The 23535-nt window shown below is 74.8% G+C and carries 19 protein-coding genes; 10 read left to right on the plus strand and 9 right to left on the minus strand.

The window, feature by feature from the left end; genetic code table 11:
• Positions 1–35 precede the first annotated feature (35 nt).
• Positions 36–812 (minus strand): glycerophosphodiester phosphodiesterase family protein, encoded by a 777-nt coding sequence (locus tag ACZ5CZ_RS03975; RefSeq protein ID WP_385846696.1) that lies wholly within the window; start codon positions 810–812, stop codon positions 36–38.
• Positions 809–1465, minus strand: coding sequence for a membrane protein YczE (yczE, locus tag ACZ5CZ_RS03980; protein ID WP_385846698.1), 657 nt, complete (start codon positions 1463–1465; stop codon positions 809–811). Before yczE ends, ACZ5CZ_RS03975 begins: the two co-directional genes overlap by 4 nt.
• A gap of 101 nt (positions 1466–1566) precedes the next feature.
• Here yczE and ACZ5CZ_RS03985 point away from each other — a divergent pair, with 101 nt between their 5' ends.
• Positions 1567–3075, plus strand: a complete 1509-nt coding sequence (locus ACZ5CZ_RS03985; RefSeq protein WP_385846699.1) for an SCO1417 family PLP biosynthesis transcription factor — start codon at positions 1567–1569, stop codon at positions 3073–3075.
• A gap of 22 nt (positions 3076–3097) precedes the next feature.
• On the opposite strand, the gene ACZ5CZ_RS03990 is transcribed toward ACZ5CZ_RS03985, so the two are convergent.
• Together ACZ5CZ_RS03990 and ACZ5CZ_RS03995 are read right to left on the minus strand one after the other, a co-directional pair.
• Positions 3098–4732, minus strand: a complete 1635-nt coding sequence (locus ACZ5CZ_RS03990; protein WP_385846701.1) for an ATP-binding cassette domain-containing protein — start codon at positions 4730–4732, stop codon at positions 3098–3100.
• A 40-nt stretch (positions 4733–4772) separates the two neighbouring features.
• Positions 4773–4967 (minus strand): hypothetical protein, encoded by a 195-nt coding sequence (locus ACZ5CZ_RS03995; RefSeq protein WP_385846703.1) that lies wholly within the window; start codon positions 4965–4967, stop codon positions 4773–4775.
• A gap of 314 nt (positions 4968–5281) precedes the next feature.
• Between ACZ5CZ_RS03995 and ACZ5CZ_RS04000 the strand changes: the two genes are divergently transcribed.
• The 5 genes from ACZ5CZ_RS04000 to ACZ5CZ_RS04020 all read left to right on the plus strand — a co-directional run bounded on the left by ACZ5CZ_RS04000 (position 5282) and on the right by ACZ5CZ_RS04020 (position 10856).
• Positions 5282–5674: an ankyrin repeat domain-containing protein gene (locus tag ACZ5CZ_RS04000; RefSeq protein ID WP_468938878.1), complete on the plus strand. Its 393-nt coding sequence runs from the start codon at positions 5282–5284 to the stop codon at positions 5672–5674.
• Positions 5675–5975: 301 nt separating this feature from the next.
• Positions 5976–7394 carry a HEAT repeat domain-containing protein gene (locus tag ACZ5CZ_RS04005; protein WP_468938880.1) on the plus strand — a complete coding sequence of 473 codons (1419 nt, stop codon included), beginning with the start codon at positions 5976–5978 and terminating at the stop codon, positions 7392–7394.
• Positions 7395–7576: 182 nt separating this feature from the next.
• Positions 7577–8704 carry a glycosyltransferase family 4 protein gene (locus ACZ5CZ_RS04010; RefSeq protein WP_468938882.1) on the plus strand — a complete coding sequence of 376 codons (1128 nt, stop codon included), beginning with the start codon at positions 7577–7579 and terminating at the stop codon, positions 8702–8704.
• Positions 8701–9870: a glycosyltransferase gene (locus ACZ5CZ_RS04015; protein ID WP_385846709.1), complete on the plus strand. Its 1170-nt coding sequence runs from the start codon at positions 8701–8703 to the stop codon at positions 9868–9870. Before ACZ5CZ_RS04010 ends, ACZ5CZ_RS04015 begins: the two co-directional genes overlap by 4 nt.
• Positions 9867–10856 (plus strand): SGNH/GDSL hydrolase family protein, encoded by a 990-nt coding sequence (locus ACZ5CZ_RS04020; RefSeq protein WP_468938885.1) that lies wholly within the window; start codon positions 9867–9869, stop codon positions 10854–10856. The genes ACZ5CZ_RS04015 and ACZ5CZ_RS04020 overlap by 4 nt, the downstream gene beginning before the upstream one ends.
• Here ACZ5CZ_RS04020 and ACZ5CZ_RS04025 read toward each other — a convergent pair.
• From ACZ5CZ_RS04025 to ACZ5CZ_RS04045, 5 genes are read right to left on the minus strand one after another with little or no spacing between them, the layout of a single operon-like run.
• Positions 10834–11703: a 5-oxoprolinase subunit C family protein gene (locus tag ACZ5CZ_RS04025; RefSeq protein ID WP_468938888.1), complete on the minus strand. Its 870-nt coding sequence runs from the start codon at positions 11701–11703 to the stop codon at positions 10834–10836. The genes ACZ5CZ_RS04020 and ACZ5CZ_RS04025 overlap by 23 nt on opposite strands.
• A 55-nt stretch (positions 11704–11758) precedes the next feature.
• On the minus strand, positions 11759–12376 hold the full coding sequence (locus tag ACZ5CZ_RS04030; RefSeq protein ID WP_468938890.1) for a 5-oxoprolinase subunit B family protein: 618 nt from the start codon (positions 12374–12376) through the stop codon (positions 11759–11761).
• Complete coding sequence (locus tag ACZ5CZ_RS04035; RefSeq protein WP_385846713.1) at positions 12373–13131, minus strand: LamB/YcsF family protein; 759 nt, start codon at positions 13129–13131, stop codon at positions 12373–12375. The genes ACZ5CZ_RS04030 and ACZ5CZ_RS04035 overlap by 4 nt, the downstream gene beginning before the upstream one ends.
• Positions 13132–13176: 45 nt before the next feature.
• Entirely contained in the window at positions 13177–14016 is an 840-nt protein-coding gene (locus ACZ5CZ_RS04040) for a putative hydro-lyase (protein ID WP_468938892.1), read from the minus strand.
• Positions 14013–15332 (minus strand): MFS transporter, encoded by a 1320-nt coding sequence (locus ACZ5CZ_RS04045; protein WP_468938895.1) that lies wholly within the window; start codon positions 15330–15332, stop codon positions 14013–14015. The genes ACZ5CZ_RS04040 and ACZ5CZ_RS04045 overlap by 4 nt, the downstream gene beginning before the upstream one ends.
• 148 nt (positions 15333–15480) lie before the next feature.
• Here ACZ5CZ_RS04045 and ACZ5CZ_RS04050 point away from each other — a divergent pair, with 148 nt between their 5' ends.
• From ACZ5CZ_RS04050 to ACZ5CZ_RS04065, 4 genes are all read left to right on the plus strand, one after another.
• Positions 15481–16182, plus strand: a complete 702-nt coding sequence (locus tag ACZ5CZ_RS04050; RefSeq protein ID WP_468938897.1) for a GntR family transcriptional regulator — start codon at positions 15481–15483, stop codon at positions 16180–16182.
• A gap of 198 nt (positions 16183–16380) precedes the next feature.
• Positions 16381–17910 carry a hypothetical protein gene (locus ACZ5CZ_RS04055; protein ID WP_468938899.1) on the plus strand — a complete coding sequence of 510 codons (1530 nt, stop codon included), beginning with the start codon at positions 16381–16383 and terminating at the stop codon, positions 17908–17910.
• A 31-nt stretch (positions 17911–17941) separates the two neighbouring features.
• Positions 17942–18820, plus strand: a complete 879-nt coding sequence (locus tag ACZ5CZ_RS04060; RefSeq protein WP_385846719.1) for a hypothetical protein — start codon at positions 17942–17944, stop codon at positions 18818–18820.
• Between the two features lie 60 nt (positions 18821–18880).
• Positions 18881–23521 carry a hypothetical protein gene (locus ACZ5CZ_RS04065; RefSeq protein WP_468938903.1) on the plus strand — a complete coding sequence of 1547 codons (4641 nt, stop codon included), beginning with the start codon at positions 18881–18883 and terminating at the stop codon, positions 23519–23521.
• Positions 23522–23535 lie beyond the last annotated feature (14 nt).

A 23535-nucleotide genomic window follows, 5' to 3' on the forward strand; every position in this document is an offset into this window, starting at 1 on the left:
TGGACTGCGAAGGCTCGGCCGGTGGCGGCCGGGGCTCAGACCCAGGCGCCGCGGTCCTCCATGACCTTGCGCAACGTGTCGATGTGATCGGTCATGATGCCATCCACCCCGAGATCCAGGAGCCGGTGCATCCGCGCCGGTTCGTTGACCGTCCACACATGTACCTGGAGCCCGCGCGCGTGGGCGGCGCGGACGAAGCGGTGGTCGACCACGGGAACGCCCGACTGGGCCTCGGGAACCTGCGCGGCGACGGCCGACCGGCGCACCGCGGCCGGCAGCCCCCAGGACCGCAGCCGCAGGTTCAGCACCCCGCGGGTGCCGAACGACGTGGCCAGCCGGGGCCCGGCCAGCCGCTGGGCGCGCAGCACGCGCGCCTCCGAGAAGGAGCCCACACAGACCCGGTCCCACGCGGCCGTGCGCTCGATCAGCTCCAGCAGCGGCCGCAGCGCGGGCTCCGCCTTGACGTCGACGTTCCAGCGGACCTCGGGGAAGGTCTCCAGAAGCTCCTCGAACAGCGGAACCGGTTCCCGGCCGCCCACGCGCGCGCGGCGCACCTCCTCCCACGGCAGCTCGGCGATCCGGCCGGCCCCGTCGGTGACCCGGTCCAGGGTCGTGTCGTGGAAGGCGACGAGCCGGCCGTCCGCCGTGGCGTGCACGTCCGTCTCGATGTACCGGTAGCCCAGCTCCACCGCGCGCCGGAACTGCGCCACGGTGTTCTCGATCCCGTCGGCGGCCCCGCCCCGGTGGGCGAAGGCGATCGGGCCGGGATGGTCCAGGTACGGGTGGCGCAGGGGCGGTGTCGTGAGGGTCACGGCCGCAGTATGGCCCCTTCCGGTGTCCCGGCGGCAACCACCGTGCTGCCGCCCGGTGCCGCCGGGACGGCGAAGACCCGCAGGAACAGCTGGGCCAGCGGGCCGATCGACACGGCGTAGAGCACGGTGCCCGCACCGACGGTGCCGCCCAGCGTGAAGCCGGTGACCACCACCGCCACCTCGATCGCCGTCCGGATCAGCCGGAGCGAGCGCCCGGTGCGCCGGTGCAGGCCCGTCATCAGCCCGTCCCGCGGACCCGGCCCGAAGCGCGCCGCGATGTAGAGGCCGGTGGCCGCGCCGTTCAGCACGATCCCCGCGAGCAGCAGCAGGACGCGTACGGCGAGGGAGCGGACGTCCGGGACGAGCGCGAGCGTGCCGTCCATGGCGAGCCCGATGACGAAGACGTTGGAGACCGTGCCCAGACCGGGCCGCTGGCGCAGCGGGATCCACAGCAGCAGCACCGCGGCCCCGACGACGATCGACACCACACCGATGGTGAGGCCGGTCAGCTCGGCGAGCCCCTGGTGCAGCACGTTCCACGGCTCCATGCCGAGGTCCGCCCGCACCAGCAGGGCGGAACTGGCGCCGTAGAGGACGAGCCCGGCGTACAGCTGGCTCAACCGCCGCCCGAGACGGCGGCTAGGAATGGACACGACGTACCCCCCTGGGTGGTGGCGGTGGACTGACGCATGTCACTCTGTGGCTTGGGAAGAACCTTGATCCATGGCCAATCCGGGGAAGGTGGACTGATCTCATGGCGCAGTGGACCTCAGCAGTGGGGGCCGCGCAGCTGGCCCGGCTCCTCACCTCCCAGCAGGAGCGCCCGGCCGGCCCCGGCACCCGCCGCCCGCCCGCCTACCGCGCCCTCGCCGACGGCATCCGGCTGCTGGTCCTGGAGGGGCGTGTCCCGGTCGCCGCCCGGCTGCCCGCGGAACGCGAACTCGCCCTCGGCCTCTCCGTCAGCCGCACCACGGTCGCCGCCGCCTACGAGGCCCTGCGCAGCGAGGGCTTCCTCGAGTCACGGCGCGGCGCGGGCAGCTGGACCGCCGTACCGGCCGGCAACCCGCTGCCGGCGCGCGGCCTGGAACCCCTGCCTCCGGAGGCGCTGGGTTCCATGATCGACCTGGGCTGCGCCTCGCTCCCGGCCCCCGAACCCTGGCTCACCCGCGCCGTCCAGGGCGCCCTGGAGGAACTCCCGCCCTACGCCCACACCCACGGCGACTATCCGGCCGGGCTGCCCGCCCTGCGCGAGATGATCGCCGAGCGTTACACCGCGCGCGGGATCCCCACCATGCCCGAGCAGATCATGGTGACCACCGGCGCGATGGGGGCCATCGACGCGATCTGCCACCTCTTCGGCGGCCGCGGCGAGCGGATCGCCGTGGAGTCCCCGTCGTACGCCAACATCCTCCAGCTGATGCGCGAGGCGGGGGCCCGGCTGGTCCCGGTCGCGATGGCGGAGGGCCTGTCGGGCTGGGACGTGGACCGCTGGCGCCAGGTGCTGCGCGAGGCCGCGCCGCGCATCGCCTATGTGGTCGCCGACTTCCACAACCCCACCGGGGCGCTCGCCGACGAGGACCAGCGGCGCCGGCTGGTGGACGCGGCCCGCTCGGCGGGGACGGTGCTGGTCGCCGACGAGACGATGACCGAGCTGTGGCTGGACGAGGAGCTGGGACAGGCCGGCATGCCCCGCCCGGTCTGCGCCTTCGACCCGGCCGGCTCGACGGTCGTCACGGTCGGCTCGGCCAGCAAGGCGTTCTGGGCGGGCATGCGGATCGGCTGGGTGCGGGCGGCGCCCGACGTCATCCGCAGCCTGGTCGCCGCGCGCGCGTACGCCGACCTGGGCACCCCGGTCCTGGAGCAGCTCGCCGTCAACTGGCTGTTCTCCACCGGGGGCTGGGCACAGGCCGTCGAGCTGCGCCGCGCCCAGGCCCGGGAGAACCGGGACGCCCTGGTGGCGGCGGTCCGCCGGGAGCTGCCCGACTGGGAGTTCGAGGTGCCGCGGGGCGGCCTGACCCTGTGGGTCCGGGCGGGCGGCCTGTCCGGTTCCCGGCTGGCCGAGGCGGGGGAGCGGGTCGGTGTCCGGGTGCCCTCCGGCCCCCGCTTCGGCGTGGACGGCGCCTTCGAGGGGTATGTGCGCCTTCCGTTCACGGTGGGGGGAGCGGTGGCGCAGGAGGCCGCGGTACGACTCGCCGCCGCGGCCCACCTGGTCAGGACGGGCGCGACGGGGATGACGGAGGCGCCGCGGACGTTCGTGGCGTGAGCGGTGCGGGGCGCCGGGCGTCCTACGCCGTCTCGGCCCCCACGGCCTCCGCCGCCACCGCGGGCTTCACCAGCGACACCCCCTCGGCCGGCTCCGCCGCCTCGACGGGCTCGGCCTGCTCGGCGTCCGCGGGCATCGTCCGCCCCGGCAGCAACTCCAGCACCGCCTGCCGGTCGGCGTCGCTCGTGGCGTCGTCGTACGGATCGGGGGTGCGCGGCACCTGCAACCGGTGCACCGGGCCGGTGCCCAGCCGGGCGTAGCCGCGCCCCGGCGGGACGTGCACCACCGGTGTCGTGTGCGGCGGCATGCCCAGCACCGCTTCCACCTGCTGCGGCGTCGCGGGCCCGAGCACGACACGCGCGCGCGTGTGCTGCCGTACCGCGTCGCTCAAGGCCTCCGCGCTGTCGAACTGCTCGGCGACCACCACGGTCACGTTCGCCGCGCGGCCGTGCCGCAGCGGCACCTGGAGCAGTGCCTGCGGGTCCTTGCGGCCGTCCGCCGCCGCGAGATGCGCGAAGACGCTCGGGCGGTCCAGCAGGATCCACAGCGGGCGTCGGGTGTCCGCCGGGGGCGGGTCGCCCACCTGCCGTGCCAGATTGATCGCGATGAGCCGCCGTTCCGTCTCCTGTGCGGCCCATTCCAGGCTGGCCAGCGCGCCGGGCAGGGCGCACTCGACGCCCAGCACGCCGTCCCGGCCGGTCAGGCAGGCGTACTCGCCGGTGCCGCCGCCGTCGACGATCAGGATGTCGCCGTACTGAAGCGCCTGGAGCGCCACCGAGCGCAGCAGTGTCGAGGTGCCGCTGCCCGGGTGGCCCATGGCCAGCAGGTGCGGCTCGGTGGAGCGGATGCCGGTGCGCCACACCACCGGCGGGACGTCGACCTGCTCCTCTCCGTAGGCGAGGGGGAGCGTGCGCTGCACCTCGCTGTGGTCGGTGAAGCCGAGGACGGTCTCGCCCGGCGCGGTCACGAAGCGCTGGGCGACGATGTCGGTGGGCAGCGGGGCGAGCGCGGTGACCGTGAGCTGGTTGCCCGCCTCGTCCCACGCGAAGTGGTACTCGCGGCCCCGCCCGGCCTTGGCGGTGAGCAGCTGCTCGATCCGCGCGCGGGCCGGGGGTTCGCCGTCCGGGAAGTAGGCGGGGTAGCGGATCACGAGGTGGCCGACGCGCCCGGCGTCGTCGAACTCGTGCGTGCTGAAGGCCTTCTCCCATTCCCCGCCGTGCGCGTACAGCGGTGCCGGGTCCTCGGGGCTGGAGAAGTACGGCACCAGGGCCTCGTAGAGCGCCTGGAGCCGCTCGGTCTGGGAGTCGTCGGGGCCCTCGGGCGCCGGCGGGGTGCGGTCGCGCCCCTGCCAGGCCGCTGCCGCCATCACGGTGATGACGGCGAGCAGCGGCCCGTACGGCACCAGCGCCACGACCAGGATCAGGGCGGCCACCAGGAACAGCAGTGGTCCGCGCTTGTCCTTGGGGGTGTCCGCCCACTTGCGCCGCCCGGCCGAGGCCAGCCGGCGCAACCCGCGCGTGACGGTGATCAGCGGGTGGAGGACGTCGGTGGCACTGTCGGCCGCCGTCCGGGCCAGCTCCCGGCTCCGGGCGAGCTGCGTCCGGGCGATCTGGGCGCTGTCTTTGCTCAGGATGCGGGGGAGAGGGCGCCGGGCCACTGCTGTCTCCTGACGGTGTGTGCGGGCGGGACGGGCTGGGTCAGAACTTGATGCCGCCGAGCAGGCTCGCCAGGCTCTCGCCGCCTGCCTTGATGCTCGGGGCGATGGCCGTGCTGGAGAGATAGAAGCCGAACAGGGCCGAGACCGCTGCGTGCGAGCCCTTGAGCCCGTCCTTGCGGAAGAACAGGAAGACGATGATGCCGAGCAGGACCACGCCGGACATGGAGAGGATCATTTGGGGCCTCCTGGTGTCGAGGGGGGACAGTCACCATGAGTTCTTCCAGGATCACAGGATGTATCCATACGATAAAAGGTGCAAATGAGTGAAATACGGCAGATTTCCCCCACTTGGTCGAGCTGTTCCTGCCCGTTTGACCAGGACTGTTGACTCCGGCGGAGGTGTTGCTGATCTTTACCTCGGGCACAACGGGTCATGTGCCGCGACAGCCAGTACGCTGACGATTCACTCGTACGGCCGCGTTCAACTCGCTGCCGTACGCTCCAGAGGTTCCCGAAGTACCGACGTGCGCAGGAGAGGCGGTCCGGCCGATGAGTGAAGCCCCCGACCCCGAGGTCGTGGAGCTGGCGACCAAGATCTTCGATCTGGCCCGGCAGGGGCAGACCGAGGCGCTCGTGGCGTACGTCGACGCGGGCGTTCCGGCCAACCTCACCAACGACCGCGGCGACTCCCTGGTGATGCTCGCCGCCTACCACGGACACGCGGACACCGTGCGTGCCCTGCTCGCCCGGGGCGGCGCGGCGGACCACGTCAACGACCGGGGCCAGACTCCCCTCGCGGGAGCGGTCTTCAAGGGCGAGACGGAGGTCATCAAGGCCCTCCTGGAGGGCGGAGCCGATCCTTCCGCGGGCACGCCGTCAGCCGTCGACACGGCCCGGATGTTCGGCAAGAAGGAGCTTCTGGAGTTGTTCGGCGTCCACTGACAAGAACGTCCTGACCAGGTACGACACTGAAAACGGGGGAGGCGGTAAAGGGCCGCCGGAAATACGGTCGCGGCAGCACACACCGCGGGTCATCATGACGTCGTGATTCACGGACGCGATGGCTGGGCAAGTGTTGCCGCACCGCGCGGGCCGTGATGCGGTCCGCATGGGCCACCGACGAGAGGCAGAGAGAGATGGTCTACAGCAAGCAAGAGACGGCGGGCGCTCCGACGTTGTGTCACGCGGCCAGGTAAGTGCGTGTTCCCCGGTTGCGTCGACGCTTGATGTGAGGCTGTTTCCCATGTTCGATCCGGTCATAGCGCCCAGCGGTACGCTGCTCGGCCTGCTCCAGCGGGGCCGCGGCGACGGCACACTGCACGCACTCACCGCCCCCCGCGCGGAAGCGCTTGCCGCCCTGAACCACTGCGTGCTGCGCGATCCCCGCCACGACTGGCAGGTGGAGAACCGCTCCCTGTACTACGCCCGGCTCTACCTCGACCTGAACGGCGAGCTGGACGAGATCGAGGCGCACCTCTTCGGTCCCGAGGACATCCTCGACACCGACGAGTCCCGCACCGGCCTCGCCCTGGCCGTCCTCGGGCACCTCGCCTCCTACGGCCGGCGGGACGCGCTCGCACTGCTGCGGCGCTACGCCGCCACGGGCGCCAACTGGGCCTGGGCCCTGGACGAGCTGGCCCTGCGCGACGACGACGCGGGCCTGCGCGCCCTCGCCGCCCCGGTGCTGGCCCGCTTCACCACCGACCCCGAGGGCGAGGCCGAGCTGGCCGCCGTCGTCCGGGACGCCTTCGAGCCGCGCCCCTGGCGGCTGTGGGCCGACGATCCGCGCGAATCGATCGCCACGCGTGTGCGTGCCGCCCAGGAGACCGGCTGCTTCGACCGCTGGCAGCGGCAGATGCGGCCCACCGGACCGCGCCCGGGATGGAGTGTGCGCGCCGTCTTCGAGTGGGCCCAGCAGGGCATCGACCGCGGCGCCGCGCTCCATGTCCCCGCCGCCCGCTGCCTGGCCGCCGTCGTCGGCCCGGAGGACCGGACCGAGATCCTCCAGGCCGCCCGGGACGGCGGCGACGGAGCCCGCTGCACCGCACTGCGCTACCTCGCCGACGGCAACGACCCCGCCGCCCTCGATCTGATCGAGGCCGCGGTGACCGACGGCTCGTCGCTCGTCGTGGAGGCCGCCGTCGACGCCTTCGAACGGATGCGCAGTGTCGCCGCCGTCGACCGCGCGCGCGGCTGGGCCCAGCGCCCCGACGCGCTCGGCGCCGCCGCCGGACGCGTGCTCGCCTGCCGCGGCGGCACCCGCGACAGCGACCTCGTCCTCGGCGCCCTCCGCGAGGCCGTGCGCGGCGAGGGCCCCGACGCCCCCACCCTGTGGACCCTCGTCGACGGCACCGGCCGTCTCGGCATCGCCTGCGCGGCCCCCGTGCTGCGCCACATCTACCGCGAGACGGCCTCCTCGCACCTCCGCGGCCGTGCCGCCCGCGCCCTGGCCGCGACCGACCCCTCCTTCGCCGCGGGCTTCGCCGTCGAATGCCTGTGGGACTGCGAGGAGACCACCCGCGAACTCGCCGCCCGGCACGCCGAGACCGGTGACACCCGTGTCGTGGAACGGCTCCGCCGGCTGGCCGCCGACCCGGCCGAGGAGGACGAGGTACAGACGGCGGTGCGCAGCCGCATCGGCCCCGACACCGCTGCCGGCTGACCTCTGCGCACAGCCGGCCGGGCCGACGACCGCCCGGCAGGTGAACACGGGATGACCCGCGGGTCAGGCGGTCATGACGGCCGTCTGACCCGCTCGGGTGGCAGCCCAACGCTCATGGGACGTTCCCCGGGCGGAAAGATCGAAGTCGGCGCGGCAACGTCCGGCACGGCGACAACACCCCTATGCGTGTCGTCATCGTGACCGAATCCTTTCCCCCCGATGTGAACGGCGTGGCCCACTGCGCGCTCCAGACCGCCCGGCACCTCGTAGATCGCGGTCACTCCCCGCTCGTCGTCGCACCCGCCCCCGCGCCCGGCAGCCCGCCGGACACCGACGCCCCCTGCCCGGTCGTCCGCGTGCCCTCCCTCCCCCTCCCCGGCTACCCCCAGGTGCGCGTCGCCCTCCCCAGCCGACGTCTCGCCGTGGCCCTGCTCGACCACCGGCCCGACGTCGTCCACCTGGCCAGTCCCTTCGTCCTCGGCGTCCGCGGGATGGCCGCCGCCGCCCGGCTCGGCGTGCCCGCCGTCGCCGTCTACCAGACCGACCTCGCCGGATACGCCCGCACCTACATGGGCGCCGGCGAGGCGGCCGCCTGGCGGCGGATCCGTTCCGTGCACTCCGCGGCCGACCGCACCCTGGCCCCCTCCAGCGCCGCCCGGCACGATCTGGAGACGCACGGAGTGCCACGGGTACGGCTGTGGCCGCGCGGGGTCGACACCATACGTTTCCGGCCAGATCTCCGTGACAGGGCGCTGCGCCGCGAACTCGCCCCGGGCGGCGAACTGATCGTCGGCTACGTCGGCCGGCTCGCCCCCGAGAAGCACGTCGAACTGCTCGCCGGCGTGTGCGCACTGGACGGCGTCCGCGTCGTGGTCGTCGGCGACGGACCCAGCCACCCCCAGCTGACCGAGGCGCTGCCGGGCGCCGTCTTCCTCGGCCGCCGCACCGGCGCCGACCTCGCCCGGATCTTCGCCTCGCTGGACCTGTTCGTGCACACCGGCCCCTTCGAGACCTTCTGCCAGACCGTGCAGGAGGCCATGGCCAGCGGCGTCCCGGTCGTCGCGCCCGCCGCCGGCGGCCCGCTCGACCTGGTCGCCCACGGCCGCACCGGCCTGCTCGTCCCGCCACGGGACGCCGACGCGGTCCGGGAGGCCGTACGGGAACTGGCCGCGGCCCCGGCCCGCCGGGCGGAGTACGGCGCCGCCGCGCGGGCCATGGTCGAAGGGCGCACCTGGGCCGCGGTCGGCGACCAGCTGATCGCCCACTACGACGAGGTCCTCGCGGCCCGGAAGACGGTGGTGGCGGCATGACCGGCCAGTCCCTGCGCATCGTCCGGCTCGCCAACTTCGTCGCCCCCGCCTCGGGCGGCCTGCGCACCGCCCTGCGCGAACTGGGCCGGGGATTCCGGGCCGCCGGCCACGAACCGGTGCTGATCGTGCCCGGCGAACGGCACACCGACCGCGACACCGAGCAGGGCCGGGTCATCACCCTGCCCGGCCCGCTGCTCCCCGGCACCGGCGGCTACCGCGTGCTGACCGACCGGCGGCGGGTGGCCGCGCTCCTGGAGGAGCTGGCCCCGGACCGGCTGGAGGTCTCCGACCGGACCACCCTGCGCTGGACCGGCCGCTGGGCCCGCCGCGCGCGCGTGCCCGCCGTGATGGTCTCGCACGAGACCGCCGACGGCGTGCTGCGCACCTGGGGACTGCCCGAGAACCTCTCCCGCCGGGCCGCCGACGCCCTCAACACCCGCACCGCGCACGTCTACTCCCGGGTGGTGTGCACCACGGAGTTCGCCGAGCGCGAGTTCGTCCGCATCGGCGCGCGCAACGTCGTACGCGCCCCCCTGGGCGTCGACCTGATGGAACGCCACCCCGGGCTGCGCGACCCCGGCGTGCGCGCCCGGCACGCGCGCCCGGAGCAGGCACTGCTCGTGCTGTGCTCCCGGCTGTCCGTGGAGAAGCGGCCCGGCACGGCCCTCGACGCCCTGGAGGCGCTGGTGCGGCGCGGGCGGCAGGCGGTGCTCGTGGTGGCCGGGGACGGGCCGCTGCGCGCCCGGCTGGAACACCGCGCGCGGGAGCGCGGGCTGCCGGTGACGTTCCTCGGCCATGTCTCGGACCGGAACGCCCTGGGCGCGCTCCAGGCGTCCGCCGACGTCTGCCTCGCGCCCGGGCCCGCCGAGACCTTCGGGCTCGCCGCCCTGGAGGCCATGGCCTGCGGCACCCCCGTGGTGGCCAGCGCTTCCTCCGCACTGCCAGAAGTCATCGGCTCCGCCGGCGCCACCGCGGCCGACCATGGCGAGGCCTTCGCGGACGCCGTGCAACTCCTGCTGGAGCGCCGCGAGCGGGAGCGACGGGACGCCGCACGCGCGCGTGCCGAGTGCTTCGGCTGGGGTACGGCGGTGGAGGCGTTCCTCGCCGCACACGACGCCCCGGTGACCGACCGCAGGCCCGGTGCCGTCCCGGAGGGCGTGGCATGAGCCCCGTCCGGTTCGTCGCCCTCGGAGACTCGCTGACCGAGGGCGTGGGCGACCCGGCCGGGGGCGGCCTGCGCGGCTGGGCCGCGCTGCTGGCGGCCTCCCTGGGCGAGGGCGCGGAGTTCACCAACCTCGCGGTCAGCGGCGCCCGGACCCACGACGTGCGCGAACGGCAGACCCCGGCCGCCCTGGAGCTGCGCCCCGACCTGGTGTCCGTGATCGTCGGCGTCAACGACACGCTGCGCAGCACCTTCGACATCCGCGCGGTGGCCGCCCACCTCGACCACGTCTACGCGTCCTGCACCCGGCACGGCGCGACCCTGCTCACCGCCTGCCTCCCCGACCCGGGCGCGATGCTGGGCCTGCCGAGCGCCCTGGCCCGCCCGCTGGCCCGTCGGCAACGTGCCGTCAACTCGGTCGTGCACGCACTGTCCGACCGGTACGGCGCCGTCCACCTGCACGCGGCCGAGGGCGACTGGATCACCGACCGGTCCCTGTGGAGCGCGGACCGGCTCCACCCGGGCGAACGCGGGCACCGTCGGCTCGCCGTCCGCTGCCACGCGCTGCTGGTGGAGGCGGGCCTGGCCTGTGGCGCCCCGCCGTCGCCCGAACCCGACTCACCGGCGCCGACCCGGGCGGCGAACCTGTGGTGGCTGGCCACCGCCGGCACCGGCTGGGTGGCCCGGCGCTGCACCGACCTGCTCCCGCAACTGCTGCGCCTGGCCGCCGACGAAGTGCACCACCGGGCCCGGGGCACCGACGCCCGCCTCGACCTCGGCGCCGCAGCGGAGGTCTCGGCCGCGTTGGCGGCCCTCGGGGAGGGCGCGGGTGACGGTGTGGGGGTTCAGCGGCGCGGTGGGGGAGGGAGCCGCGCCGTCGGTTCCCCGGAGGGCGCGGCGGAGGGACGGGGGCTCAGCGGCGCGGTTCCGGTGACGGAACACGCGGTACCGGTGACGGACCAGGCGTTCAGCGGCGCCGTACCGGGATGAACCGCACCGCGGTTCCCGGCACCGCCTGCGCGGCCGCCGGGAGGTCCGCGGCGCGGACCACCGCGATCACCGGGTAGCCCCCGGTGGTCGGGTGGTCGGCGAGGAAGACCACCGGCCGGCCGTCCGGCGGTACCTGGACCGCGCCCAGGACCATGCCCTCGCTGGCGAGTTCCCCGGGCCCGGCGCGCTCCAGCGCCGGGCCCTCGGTACGCAGCCCGATCCGGTTGCTCGCCGGGGAGACCCGGTACGCGCGCGTGGTGAGATCCCGCAGCGCCCCGGGCGTGAACCAGTCCGCCCGGGGACCCGGTGTCACCCGGAGCACCAGCTCGGCCGACGGACCCGGCTGCGGGGCGCCGTCCACCCGCCCGGGCGGACCGGCCGGGGGACCGAGCGGCAGCACCGCGCCGTCCGTGAGCGGGGCCGGGCCGAGGCCCGACAGCAGGTCCGTGGCACGGCTGCCCAGCACCGGCTCCACCGCGACACCGCCGGCGACACCCACGTAGGCGCGGACGCCGGCCACGGCCGTGCCCACCTCCAGCAGCGCGCCGGCCGGCACCACGACCGGGGCGCCCCACGCGGCCGGACGGCCGTCCACCGTCACCGGACAGGGCGCGCCGCCCACCGCCACGGTCACCGTCGAACGCGGCCGCAGCGCACAGCCGTTGACCGTCGTCTCCAGCACGGCGGCGTCCGGACCGTTGCCCACCAGCCGGTTGACGAGCGCCGCCGCGGGCGGATCGAGCGCCCCCGAGCGCGCCACGCCGAGATGCGCGTACCCCGGCCGCCCCCGGTCCTGCACGGTGGTCAGCGCCCCGGCACGGACCACGACGAGCGCACGGTCGCTCATGCGCCCTCCCCCGCCGCGCGGCGCCGGCCGGCGGCACCCGGCGTCCCTGCCCCGCTCACGCGTCCTCCACCGGTACGAAGCGCACGCGCACCCCCGGAGCCAGCAGCGCGGCCGGCACACGCGCGTGGTCCCACAGCACCGCGTCCGTGCTGCCGATCAGCTGCCAGCCGCCCGGCGAGGAGCGCGGGTACACGCCCGTGTACGGCCCCGCCAGGGCGACCGCGCCGGCGGGGACGGCCGTACGCGGGGTGGCCCGGCGCGGGACGTCGTAGCGGGCCGGAAGGCCGGTGAGATAGCCGAACCCGGGGGCGAAGCCGCAGAAGGCGACCGTGAACTCGGTGCCCGCGTGGATCCGGGCGACCTCCCGCTCGGGGACGTCCCAGTGCGCGGCGACCTCCGCGAGGTCCGGGCCGTCGTAGCGCACCGGCAGTTCGATCAGCTCGCGCGCGGGCGGGGGAGCGGGCGGTACGGCCGACGAGGTCAGCTCGGACGCCCAGCGGTCCGCGTCGGCCAGGCCGTCGAGCAGGACCGTCCGTGCCGCGGGGACGAGCTCCCGCACCACCAGCGAGCCCTCCGCGCGGCGCCGCAGCAGCTCCGCGTGCAGGGCCTGCGCCTCCGTGCCCGAGCCCACCTCGACCAGCAGCGCGTCATCACCCACGGGAAGCGCTTTCATGCGAAGGCCTCCACCCGTACGCCCGCCGCCGTCAGCTGTTCGCGCACCCGGCGTGCGAGGTCCACCGCCCCGGGAGTGTCGCCGTGCAGGCACAGCGAGCGGGCGCGCACCTGGATCCGCGCGCCGGAGTGCGCGGTGACCGTGCCGGAGCGTGCGAGATCCACCGAGCGCTCCACCACCGCCACCGGGTCGGTCACCACGGCGCCGTCCCGGCCGCGCGGCACCAGAGTGCCCTCCTCGGTGTACGCGCGGTCGGCGAACGCCTCCGTGACGACCCGCAGCCCCGCCGCGCCGGCCAGCTCCAGCAGTCGCGAGCCGGGCAGGCCCAGCACCGGCAGCGACGGGTCCGCGAGCAGCACGCCGTCGACCACCGCGCGGGCCTGCTCCGGGTCGTGCACGACCCGGTTGTAGAGCGCGCCGTGCGGCTTGACGTACGCCACGCGTGCGCCGGCCGCGCGCGCGAAGACCTCCAGCGCCCCGATCTGGTAGGCCACCTCCGCCGCCAGCTCGGCGGGCGGCACGTCCATCGCGCGCCGCCCGAACCCGGCGAGGTCCCGGTAGGAGACCTGGGCGCCGATCGCGACCCCGCGCGCGGCGGCCAGCTCGCACACCCGGCGCATGGTGGCCGCGTCCCCGGCATGGAAACCGCAGGCCACATTGGCGCTGGTGACGACGGTCAGCAGCTGTTCGTCGTCGGTCAGCCGCCAGCGGCCGAAGCCCTCGCCGAGGTCGGCGTTCAGATCGATCGCGGTCATGGTGTCGTCGTCTCTCCGGTATCTCGTGGGTCTGCCGCGGGCCGGTCAGTCGAGGCCGACCAGCCGGTACTGCTCGTCGCGGGCATCGGTCAGGAACATCTGGCCCGGGGCGTGGGTGATGGCGAAGGGCGGCCGCGAGGCCATCACCGCCGCCTGCGGAGTCACCCCGCAGGCCCAGAAGACGGGGATGTCGCCCTCGTCGGCGGTCACCGGATCGCCGAAGTCGGGCCGGCCGAGGTCGGCTATGCCGAGCGCCGCCGGGTCCCCGCAATGCACCGGGCCGCCGTGCACGGCCGGCAGCAGGCTGCTCTCCCGGATCGCGGCCCGCAGATGCTCCGGCGGCACCGGCCGCATGGACACCACCATCGGCCCGCGCAGCCGGCCCGCGGCCCGGCACTCCCGGCCGGTCACGTACATCGGCACGTTGCGGCCCTGCTCGACATGGCGGATCGGCACCCCGGCCCGGCTCAGTGCCCACTCGAAGGTGAAACTGCACCCGATCAGGAAGGACACCAGGTCGTCCCGCCAGTGGGCCCGCACATCCGTGGGCTCCTCGGCCAGCTCGCCGTCCTGCCACACCCGGTAGCGGGGCAGGTCGGTGCGCAGGTCGGCGCCCTCGGCGAGGGCGGTCACAGGGGAGCCGGCGTCCGTGACGTCGAGCACCGGGCAGGGCTTGGGATTGCGCTGACAGAACAGCAGCATGTCGTAGGCCCAGTCGGCCGGTACGGCGATCAGGTTGGCCTGCGTGTGGCCCGCCGCCACCCCGGCCGTCGGGCCCGTGAGCCCCTCGCGGAACCGGGCCCGCGCCGTTTTCGGGCTCCACGCGTGCGCGTGCGCGTCGACTGCGCAGACGGGCCGGTCCTCAATACCCTGCGGCCGGGTCATGCCAGCTCCTTCCCACGCGTCTCCGGCAGCCCGATCAGGGCCAGCGCCGCGAGGCCGTAGCCGAGCGCACCGAACACCAGCGCGCCGCCCACGCCCCAGCTGTCGGCCAGGAAGCCCACCAGCGTGGGGAACACGGCGCCCACCGCGCGGCCCGTGTTGTACGTGAAGCCCTGACCGGTGCCGCGCACCGCCGTCGGGTACAGCTCGCTCAGATAGGAGCCGAAGCCGCTGAAGATGGCCGACATGCAGAAGCCGAGCGGGAAGCCCAGCACCAGCAGCAGGGTGTCGGCACCGTGCGGGATGTGCGCGTAGGCCAGGACACACACGGCCGACAGCAGCGCGAAGAGCCAGATGTTGTTCCGGCGGCCGAGCCGGTCGGTGAGGTGGCCGCCGGTCAGGTAGCCCAGGAACGCCCCGGAGATCAGGAAGGTCAGATAGCCGCCGGTGCCGACGACCGACAGGCCGCGCTCGGACTTCAGATAGGTCGGCACCCAGGTGGCCAGCGTGTAGTAGCCGCCCTGCACACCGGTGGACAGCAGACTCGCGCAGACCGTGGTGCGCAGCAGACCCGGGGCGCCCGCCCGGTCGGGCCGGAAGAGCGCCCCGAAGGAGCCCCGCGCGGGGTCCTGTTCGCGCGCCGCCACCGCGGTGGGCGCGTCATGCACCCGGCGGCGCAGCCAGACCAGGAGCAGCGCGGGCAGTGCGCCCGTCCAGAACATCACCCGCCAGGCCAGGTCCTGGCCGACGAAGGAGAAGACCAGCGTGTAGACGACCGCCGCCAGCGCCCAGCCGACCGCCCAGGAACTCTGCACCGCGCCGAGCGTGCGGCCCCGGTGGCGCGCGGAGGCGTACTCGGCGACCAGGATCGCCCCGACCGCCCACTCGCCGCCGAACCCGAGTCCTTGCAGGGCGCGGAAGACCAGCAGCGTCTCGTAGGTGGGCGCGAAGCCGCAGGCCACGGTGAAGACGGCGTAGGTGGCCACGGTGATCATCAGGGCCCGGACCCGGCCCACCCGGTCCGCGACGACACCGGCCAGGGCGCCGCCGACCGCCGAGACGACCAGCGTGACGGTGGTGAACAGCCCGGTCTGGGCGCTGTCCAGGTGGAAGGAGGCCGCGAGCGCCACCATGCTGAGCGGCAGCGTGAAGTAGTCGTAGGAATCCAGGGCATATCCGCCGAAAGCTCCGGCGAACGCGCGTCGTCCGCGCGGGCCGAGGGCGCGCAGCCAACCGAACGCGCCGTCTTCCGGGGCGCGTTCGCCCTTGCCCGGGCGAGGGTCGGAGTTGAGGGCCGGTGGGGGAGGGGTCGTGCTCATGGGCACCTCGCAGAAGGGGGACGGAGGGTGCGGGGGGTGAGCAGTTGCCGTACGGAACCAGGGCCGTGCCGAGCACCGTAGAGGATCGTTCAACGATCCTTCAATACCCGCGTTGTTTCGTTCCGGTGTCTGCGATTGAATTCCGGGCATGGCAGAGCAGCTGACGGGACTGGCCGACGACCGCGCTCTCCTGGGGCGTACCAGCACGGCGGAGCGGGTTGCGGACATCCTCAGGAGCCGCATCGCCGACGGATACTTCCCGCCCGGCACCCGGCTGTCGGAGGACGGCATCGGCGGGGCGCTCGGCGTCTCCCGCAACACCCTGCGCGAGGCCTTCCGGCTGCTCACCCACGAACGCCTGCTCGTCCACGAGCTCAACCGGGGCGTGTTCGTGCGGGTGCTGACCGTCGAGGACGTCGAGGACATCTACCGCACCCGCGCCCTGGTCGAGTGCGCCGTGGTCCGGGGGCTCGGGGAGCCGCCGTACCCGCTCCACGGGCTCGCCGCGGCGGTGGCCGAGGGGGAGCAGGCGGCCGTCGAACACGACTGGAAAGCGACGGGCACGGCCAACATCCACTTCCACCAGGAGCTGGTCGCCCTCGCCGGCAGCGAACGCACCGACGAGCTGATGCGCAGCGTCTTCGCCGAGCTGCGGCTGGCCTTCCACGTGGTGGACGACCCCCGCCGGCTGCACGAGCCCTACCTCGTCCGCAACCGCCGGATCCTCCAGGCGCTCGAGACCGGGGACCGCAGCGGGGCGGAGCGGCTGCTCGCGACCTATCTCACGGACTCGCTGGAGCGGATCGTGGAGGTGTACCGCAGGCGGGTCGGCGAGGAGGGCACGCCGTAGGTGCCTTCCACGGCACGCCATAGACGCCTTCCACGGCCCGCCGTAGGCGCTTCCCGCGTCCCGCCTCAGGTGCCTCCCGTGGCGCCGCCCCGCCGCGAGCGGTCCGTACCCGGAGAGCCGCCGCGCTCCCCGGCCTCCCGGCCGAGCCGTCCTGCGTCGTTTGGGTGGATGTCAGACCCAGGACCTAGGCTGTGCACCGTGACTTCGCCTGCATCGACGGACAGCGCTCCGCCCCAGCTCAGCGCGGCGCCGCGCCCTGCTCTGGGCCCCGCGGCCGACGAGGGGCTGGCGCGCCGGCTGCGCGCGCTCGCCTGCACCGCGCCGCTGCACGACCTGGACGCGCGCAAGGCCAACCTGGCCGGCGAGTACTCGGTGTACGGCATGGCCGAAGTGGCGCTGGCCGCCATCGACCTCGTCACCCTCAACATGGACTTCGACACCGGCGCGGACCACGAGCAGATCGTCGCCCGCCTCGTCCCGCGCATCGCCGCCCAGGCCCCGCACCGCCCCGCCGCCGAGCACGAGCGGGTGGCCCGCTGGGTCCTGGAGAACCTGATCAACGTCGGCAGCGTCGACCGGGGCTTCCGCGCGGTGTACGGCACCTTCGCGCCCGACGGCACCTATGTCCGCCGGGACTACGACTTCAAGCTGATCGAGGAGGTCCCGGGCCCCGGCGGCACGGTCTATCTGCGCACCACGGACGAGGCGGTCAACGTCCTCGTCGGCGCCCTCGACACCGACGTCACCAGCGCCCAGATCGCCGCCGAGGTCAAGCTGGAGGTGCTGATCAGCCGAGGCCGGCTCGCCGACGCCCAGCTCGCGGCGGAACAGGCCCGCTACCGCACCGTCCAGTACTCCGAGACCCTGCGCCGGGCCCTGGAGGCCACCCGGCGCAACGTCCGCGCCGTCGACTGGCTCAACACCGTGCCCGACATGATCGCCGAGGCCCTGGACCACGTCGCCGAGCGCTACCGCCACGAGAACGCGATCCTCACCAACATCCGCAAGGCCCGCGACGAGACCGAGGAGCCCGAGCACAAGCGCCGCGCCGCCGAACTGGTCGACATCGTCAAGGACTGCATCCGGCGCCACACCCAGCTCCAGTCGCGCCTGCTGGAGGCGGGCCCGCTGTTCCGCGCGGAACAGGACCGGCAGGCCTTCGCCACACCGACCACGACCTCCGGCACCGACCTCTACGGCCATCTGCTCGCGCCGGTGCTGCCCCTGCCCGTGGAGCAGGCGGTCCGGGTCACGGACGCCTTCTTCGCGCACGGCACCGGGCTGCGGACGCCGGTGTCCGTGCGGGTGGCGGACCTCGTCGGCATACTGCTCACCCCGCCCGTGGAGCGGGAGCACCTGGGCGCCGAGATGCCCGAGCCCGACCTGATCGCGACGCCGGACGACAGCCGGTTCAGCGAGGAGCAGCTGGCCGCGGCGAAGGAGCTGCTCGACCTGCCGGCCGACGCGCCGCGCAGACTGTCCGGCCTGCTGGCCGAGGCGCGCGCGTCCGGCGGCTTCGACCTCGCCTACCTGGTCGCCCTGCTGGCGATCCACGCGGCCAGCCCCGCTGTCGGCACCGCCTACCGGCAGGGCGAGGAGAAGCTGCTGTTCGCCGTCGACGACGGCACCGAGCTGGACGACCCCGACTTCGGCGGCGCCGATCTGATCGTCGGCACGGCCCTGCTGGACGCGGCGGGGATGGCGGCCGACCGGACGGAAGCAGCATGAGCACCCGAGAACGCGACAAGGAGTCCCAACCGTGAGCGAGCACGTCGAGTGGAGTGACACGGAGCCCCCGGCCCCGTCGGCATCCGCCGCCGTCACCCCCGCCGACGCCGCCGACGCGGCGCGGCTCGTCGCCTTCGGGCTGCAACCCAAGCTGCAGCCCGCGCGCGACCAGGAGTACACCGAGCTGCTGCGCCGCTACCGCGACGACCCGGCGTTCGCGCGCCTCGCCGACGCCGTCGCCGCCGGGCTGGGACTCGTCGTGCTGGAGGTGTCCCCGCGCGCGGGCATGGCCGTGACGGCCGCCGAGGACTCGGTGTTCGCCGTCCGCATGGGCGACTACGCGCGTCGCACCGCCGCCGACTCCAACGACCGCTTCCTGCACGGACTCGCCCACCTCGCCGTCGCCGCGCTGGCCTTCCCGCGCCCCGAGGACCTGGCCGACGACACCTACATCGGCCGGGTCACGGTCAACGGCGTCGACGCCTTCGTCCGGCAGGCCTGCCGCCGCCTGGAGGAGCGTGCCGAGGAACAGGGCGAGAACACCGACCCGGCCACCGACGCCCCCGGCCTGGAGGCCGCCTGGCGGATCTGGGCCAGACGCAGCGCCACCGGCGCCACCAAGGACGCCCGCCGGCCGGCCGCCTCCACCACCGGCATCGTGGCCAAGGCCCTCGCCTTCCTCACCGACTCGGGCTTCCTCCAGCGCACCGGCGACGACCACGGCGGCACCTACCGCACCACCGCCCGCTACCAGCTCCAGGTCCGTGACCTGGCCGGCAGCGCCGCGCTGACCGAACTGCTGGACCTGGGCGTGGTCCCGGTGACCGACGGCACGGCCAGCCTGCTGCCCGCCGAGGACACCGAGGACCTGGAACTGGTGGCCGACGCCGGGCTGCCGTTCCACTCCTGAGCGCCGGCTCAGCAGAACCCCGAACCACCGCACCTTTCACCAGACTTACGAGAGTCCGCCATGTACGAGCTGTCCCGGGTCCGCCTCTACTCCATCGGGCCCGCCGGTGCGCGCTACGCCGACACCGTGCTTGACCTGCGGGGAGTGGGCGCGCCCGTGCCCGACCCGGCGCCCACGCAGGCGGAGTTCTTCGAGGAGGAGCCGTCGGGGCCGCCGCGCCGGCCCGCGCCCGCCGGCGTGCTCTTCCTGGAGAACGGCGGCGGCAAGTCCGTCCTGCTCAAGCTGATCTTCTCGGTGATGCTGCCCGGCCACCGCAACACCCTCGGCGGCGCCAGCTCCGGCGTGCTGCGCAAGTTCCTGCTCGCCGACGACTGCGGCCATGTGGCGCTGGAGTGGCAGCACGTGCAGACCGGCGAGTGCGTGGTCGTCGGCAAGGTCAGCGAGTGGCGCGGCCGGCAGGTCTCCAACGACCCGCGCAAGTTCGCCGAGGCCTGGTACTCCTTCCGGCCCGGCCCCGGGCTCAGCCTGGACAACCTGCCCGTCGCCGAGTCCACCGCCGTACGGCCGCCCGTCGAGGGCACCTCGGGCGCGCAGGGCCGCCGCCGCACCATGAAGGGCTTCCGCGACGCCCTCATGGAGGCCGGCAAGGCCTACCCGCACCTGGAGGTGCACTGGGAGGAGATCCACGAGCGCTGGACCGAACACCTCGGCGAGCTCGGCCTCGACCCCGAACTCTTCCGCTACCAGCGGGAGATGAACGCCGACGAGGGCGAGGCGGCCGGTCTCTTCGCGGTCAAGAAGGACTCCGACTTCACCGACCTGCTGCTGCGCGCGGTGACCGACACCCGCGACACCGACGGCCTCGCCGACCTCGTCAGCGGCTTCGGCAACAAGCTCGGCCGGCGCGCCGAACTGATCGCCGAACGGGACTTCACCGCCGGTTCGGCCGATCTGCTCGGGCGGATCGTGGAGGCCGCGGAGGCCCGCTCACGCGCGCGTGACGTGCACGGCGCCGCCGAGCGCCGCACCCGCACCCTGGCCCGGCGGCTGTCCGCGCGGGCCGTGCAGGAGCGGGTCCGGGCCGCCGACCTCGCCCAGCGGGTCACCGCCGCCGCGTACACCGTCACGCACTCCGAGGGCGCCCGCGAACGCAGCGCCCTGATCGCCGCCGAACTCGCCTACCGGCACGCCTCGCTGGCGCTCGCCGCCGCCGAGAAGGCCGCCGCCGCGCAGAAGCGCGAGTTGGCCGACGCCCGCACCCTGCACTCCGCCTGGCAGGCCGCCGAGGCCGTGCTGCGCCACCGCGCCGCCGCCGACCGGGTCGCGCGCGTGTCCGCCGCCATCCAGGAGGCCGAACGGGACGCGGCCCCCGCGCTCGCCGCCCGCGCCAAGGCCGCCGTGGACCTCGTACGGGCCCTGCACGCCGCCGCCGGGAGCGCCGAGAACCTCGCCAACGAGGAGGAAGAGCGGTCCGCCGCCCTCCAGGAGGTCAGCGACTCCGCCTACCGGGACTCCACCACCGCCGCCACCGAGGCACAGCGCGCCCGCAGCGAGGTTGGGCACCTGCGCCAGCGCCTCGCCGAGGTCGAGCAGGAGACCGCCGAGGCGGTCCGCGCGGGCTGGCTCGACGACAGTGCCCCGGACGCCGACCCGGCCCGGGCCGCGCTCGCCGCCAGCGACGCCGAGAAGACCGCCGTGGCCGCCTGGGACCTCGCCCGCGAGGCCGCCCGCAAGGCCACCGAGCACGCGCGCGAGGCGGCCGCCGCGGAGTCCCGCGCCGAGCTGACCGCGGCCCGCGCGGCCGACGCGGCGACCGCCGCCGCACGCGCCTACGACGCCGAGCGCCGCCTGGCCGAGGCACTGGCCGCCGAGGAGCGCCTCGCCGAGCTGCTGAGCTTGCCGGGCGCACCCGCGCGCGTGGCCGTGCCCGCGCCCAGGACGGAGGACGCCGGCGGCACCGCGCCGGCCACCGCCACCACCGAGGGCGCCCTCACCCCCGAAGAACTCGACCGGTTCGCCGACGAGTTGCGCGAACTGCTCGACGACGCCGTCACGACCGCCGAACGGCACCTCTTCGAACTGCGTACGGCCGCCGCCGACGACGCCCGGATCCTCGGCGCCCTCGGTGACGGCGGGCTGCTGCCGCCCGGCCCGGACGTGCTGGCCACCGTCGAGTTCCTCGGCGAGCACGGCATCCCGGCGCTGCCCGGCTGGCGCTACCTCGCCCAGGCCGTCGACCCCGCCGACCACGCACGGGTGCTCGCCGCCCGGCCCGAACTGGTCGACGGCGTGATCATCACCGACCCGGACACCCACGCGCGGGCCCGCGAGGCGCTCGGCGACGCCGCCCTGCTGCCCCGCTCCGCCGTCGCGGTCGGCACGGCCGCCGCCCTGCTCGCGCCCGCCCCGGCCGCGGACGCGGCCTCAGGGGACGTCTTCCTGGTGCCGCCGAACCCGGCCATGCACGACGAGCACGCCGCCGACGAGGAGCGGCAGGCCCTGCGCGTGCGGGCCACCGAGCGCGACGAGGAGATCCGCGCCCTCGCCGCCCGCCTCGGCAAGGACCGCGAACTGGCCGCCCGGCTCACCTCCTGGCGCACCGGCTGCCCCGCCGGACGCCTCACCGAACTGGCCGGAACCGCCCAGGAGGCACGCGCGTTCGCCGAGGAGGCCGAGGCCGAGCTGGCCGAGGCACGCACCCTGCGCGCCGAGGCCGACGAAGCCGCCGCCGAGGCCGCACAGATCCGGGACGAACGGCAGGAGACCGCACAGAAGGCCCGGCGCGCCGCCGACGCCCTCGCCGGCCTCGCCTTCCGGCTCCGCGAGCGCGCAGGCTGGCAGGCCCGGCTGCGCGAACTCGCCGACGAGGCCACCGAGTCCGAGGCCCGCGCCCAGTCCTGCCTGGAGCGAGCCCGGGCCGCCGACGAGGACCGCCGCGCCGCCCAGCGCGCCGCCGACGACGCCCGCCGTACCGCGCGCGCCCTGCGCGCCGAGCGCGCCGAGATCGCCGGCGCCCCCGACGACCTGCCCGAGCCCGAGGGCGACACCCCCAAGGCCTCCCTGCCCGCCCTCCGCGAGGCCTACCGGGCCGCCTCCCAGCTGTACGAGAAGGTCGGCGTCGGCGCCGACCTGCGCGCCGAACAGGCCCGCGCGGAGAGCGACGAGAGCGCCGCCCGCGCCGAACTGGACCGGCTCAGCAACAAGGTCCGCACCCGCGCCGAGCAGCTGCTCGAATCGCCCGACGGCTCCGACGGGCCGTCCCGGCAGGCGGCCGCCGCGCGTGCGGAGGAGCTGGTGCAGCTCCTGGAGACCCGGATGTCGACCGCCAGCGAGCAGCTCGGCCGGCTGCGCGGCGAGGCCGAGCGGCTCGCGCCCGAGGACGGCGAGGCGCACACCGCGCTGCCCGAGGAACTGCACCCGCGCGACGCCGAACACGCCCAGGCCCTGCTGCGCACCGCCACCGCCGAACTCGCCACCCGCACCGAGGCGGTGGCCGAGGCCCGCGAGGCGCACACGGAGCTGCTGGACGCCCACCGGGCCGCCGAGGACGCGGCCGGCGGCTTCGACGAGATCGCCGCGATGCTCCGCGACCTGCTGCGCGAACACACCCCGGAGGAGGAGCAGGAGGAGCCGGAGCCCTACCCCGGCACCCTGGAGGAGGCCCGGCACTCCGCCGCCGAGGCCCGCCGCTCGCTGCGCGGCTGCGCCGCCGACCTGTCCGCCGCCGAGGCGGCCGTACGCGAGGCGAGCGACGTCCTCGTCCGGCACGCCAACTCCACGCGGTACGAACAGGTCCGCACCCCCGCCCGGCAGCAGATCCGTGAACTGCCCGCCTCCGCGCTGCCCGAGCACGCCCAGAAATGGGCGGACGCCTTCGCGCCGCGCCTGCGGGTCCTCACCGACGAGCTGGCCCAGCTGGAGCGCAACCGCGACTCGATCGTGGACCGGCTGCGCGGACTCGTGGAGTCCTCACTGGCGACGCTGCGCTCCGCCCAGCGGCTCTCCCGGCTGCCCGAGGGCCTCGGCGAGTGGTCCGGGCAGGAGTTCCTGCGCATCCGCTTCGAGGAACCCGACCAGGCCACGCTCACCGAGCGGCTCGGCGAGGTCATCGACGACGCCACCCGCGCGGCCGTGAAGAAGAACTCCGACCTGCGCCGGGACGGCATGTCCCTGCTGCTGCGCGGAGTCGCCGCGGCCCTCGAACCCAAGGGCGTGGCCGTGGAGATCCTCAAGCCGGACGCCGTACTGCGCGCCGAGCGGGTCCCCGTCGGACAGATGGGCGATGTCTTCTCGGGCGGCCAGCTGCTCACCGCGGCCATCGCCCTGTACTGCACGATGGCCGCCCTGCGCTCGAACGACCGGGGCCGCGACAAGCACCGCCACGCGGGCACCCTGTTCCTGGACAACCCGATCGGCCGCGCCAACGCGACGTACCTGCTGGAACTCCAGCGGGCCGTGTCCGACGCGCTGGGCGTGCAGCTCCTGTACACCACCGGCCTGTTCGACACGACCGCGCTCGCCGAGTTCCCGCTGGTCATCCGGCTGCGCAACGACGCCGACCTCAGGGCGGGTCTGAAGTACATCAGTGTGGAGGAACACCTCCGGCCCGGTCTGCCGCAGCAGCCCCAGGCCGGAGAAGCGGGGCACAGCGAGATCACGGCCACCCGGATGTTCAAGAGGCCGGCACCCACCGCGTCCTAGGGCGCGCCGGACGC

This window comes from Streptomyces sp. NPDC031418 (assembly GCF_055581605.1).

Bases quoted from the DNA above. Each gene is read 5' to 3' on its own strand.
- ACZ5CZ_RS04050 (WP_468938897.1), top strand. From the start codon at position 15,481: ATGGCAGAGCAGCTGACGGGACTGGCCGACGACCGCGCTCTCCTGGGG.
- ACZ5CZ_RS03995 (WP_385846703.1), bottom strand. From the start codon at position 4,967: ATGATCCTCTCCATGTCCGGCGTGGTCCTGCTCGGCATCATCGTCTTC.
- ACZ5CZ_RS04000 (WP_468938878.1), top strand. From the start codon at position 5,282: ATGAGTGAAGCCCCCGACCCCGAGGTCGTGGAGCTGGCGACCAAGATC.
- ACZ5CZ_RS04045 (WP_468938895.1), bottom strand. From the start codon at position 15,332: ATGAGCACGACCCCTCCCCCACCGGCCCTCAACTCCGACCCTCGCCCG.
- ACZ5CZ_RS04035 (WP_385846713.1), bottom strand. From the start codon at position 13,131: ATGACCGCGATCGATCTGAACGCCGACCTCGGCGAGGGCTTCGGCCGC.
- ACZ5CZ_RS04015 (WP_385846709.1), top strand. From the start codon at position 8,701: ATGACCGGCCAGTCCCTGCGCATCGTCCGGCTCGCCAACTTCGTCGCC.
- ACZ5CZ_RS04065 (WP_468938903.1), top strand. From the start codon at position 18,881: ATGTACGAGCTGTCCCGGGTCCGCCTCTACTCCATCGGGCCCGCCGGT.
- ACZ5CZ_RS04030 (WP_468938890.1), bottom strand. From the start codon at position 12,376: ATGAAAGCGCTTCCCGTGGGTGATGACGCGCTGCTGGTCGAGGTGGGC.
- ACZ5CZ_RS04010 (WP_468938882.1), top strand. From the start codon at position 7,577: ATGCGTGTCGTCATCGTGACCGAATCCTTTCCCCCCGATGTGAACGGC.
- ACZ5CZ_RS04040 (WP_468938892.1), bottom strand. From the start codon at position 14,016: ATGACCCGGCCGCAGGGTATTGAGGACCGGCCCGTCTGCGCAGTCGAC.
- ACZ5CZ_RS04025 (WP_468938888.1), bottom strand. From the start codon at position 11,703: ATGAGCGACCGTGCGCTCGTCGTGGTCCGTGCCGGGGCGCTGACCACC.
- ACZ5CZ_RS03985 (WP_385846699.1), top strand. From the start codon at position 1,567: ATGGCGCAGTGGACCTCAGCAGTGGGGGCCGCGCAGCTGGCCCGGCTC.
- ACZ5CZ_RS04020 (WP_468938885.1), top strand. From the start codon at position 9,867: ATGAGCCCCGTCCGGTTCGTCGCCCTCGGAGACTCGCTGACCGAGGGC.
- ACZ5CZ_RS04005 (WP_468938880.1), top strand. From the start codon at position 5,976: ATGTTCGATCCGGTCATAGCGCCCAGCGGTACGCTGCTCGGCCTGCTC.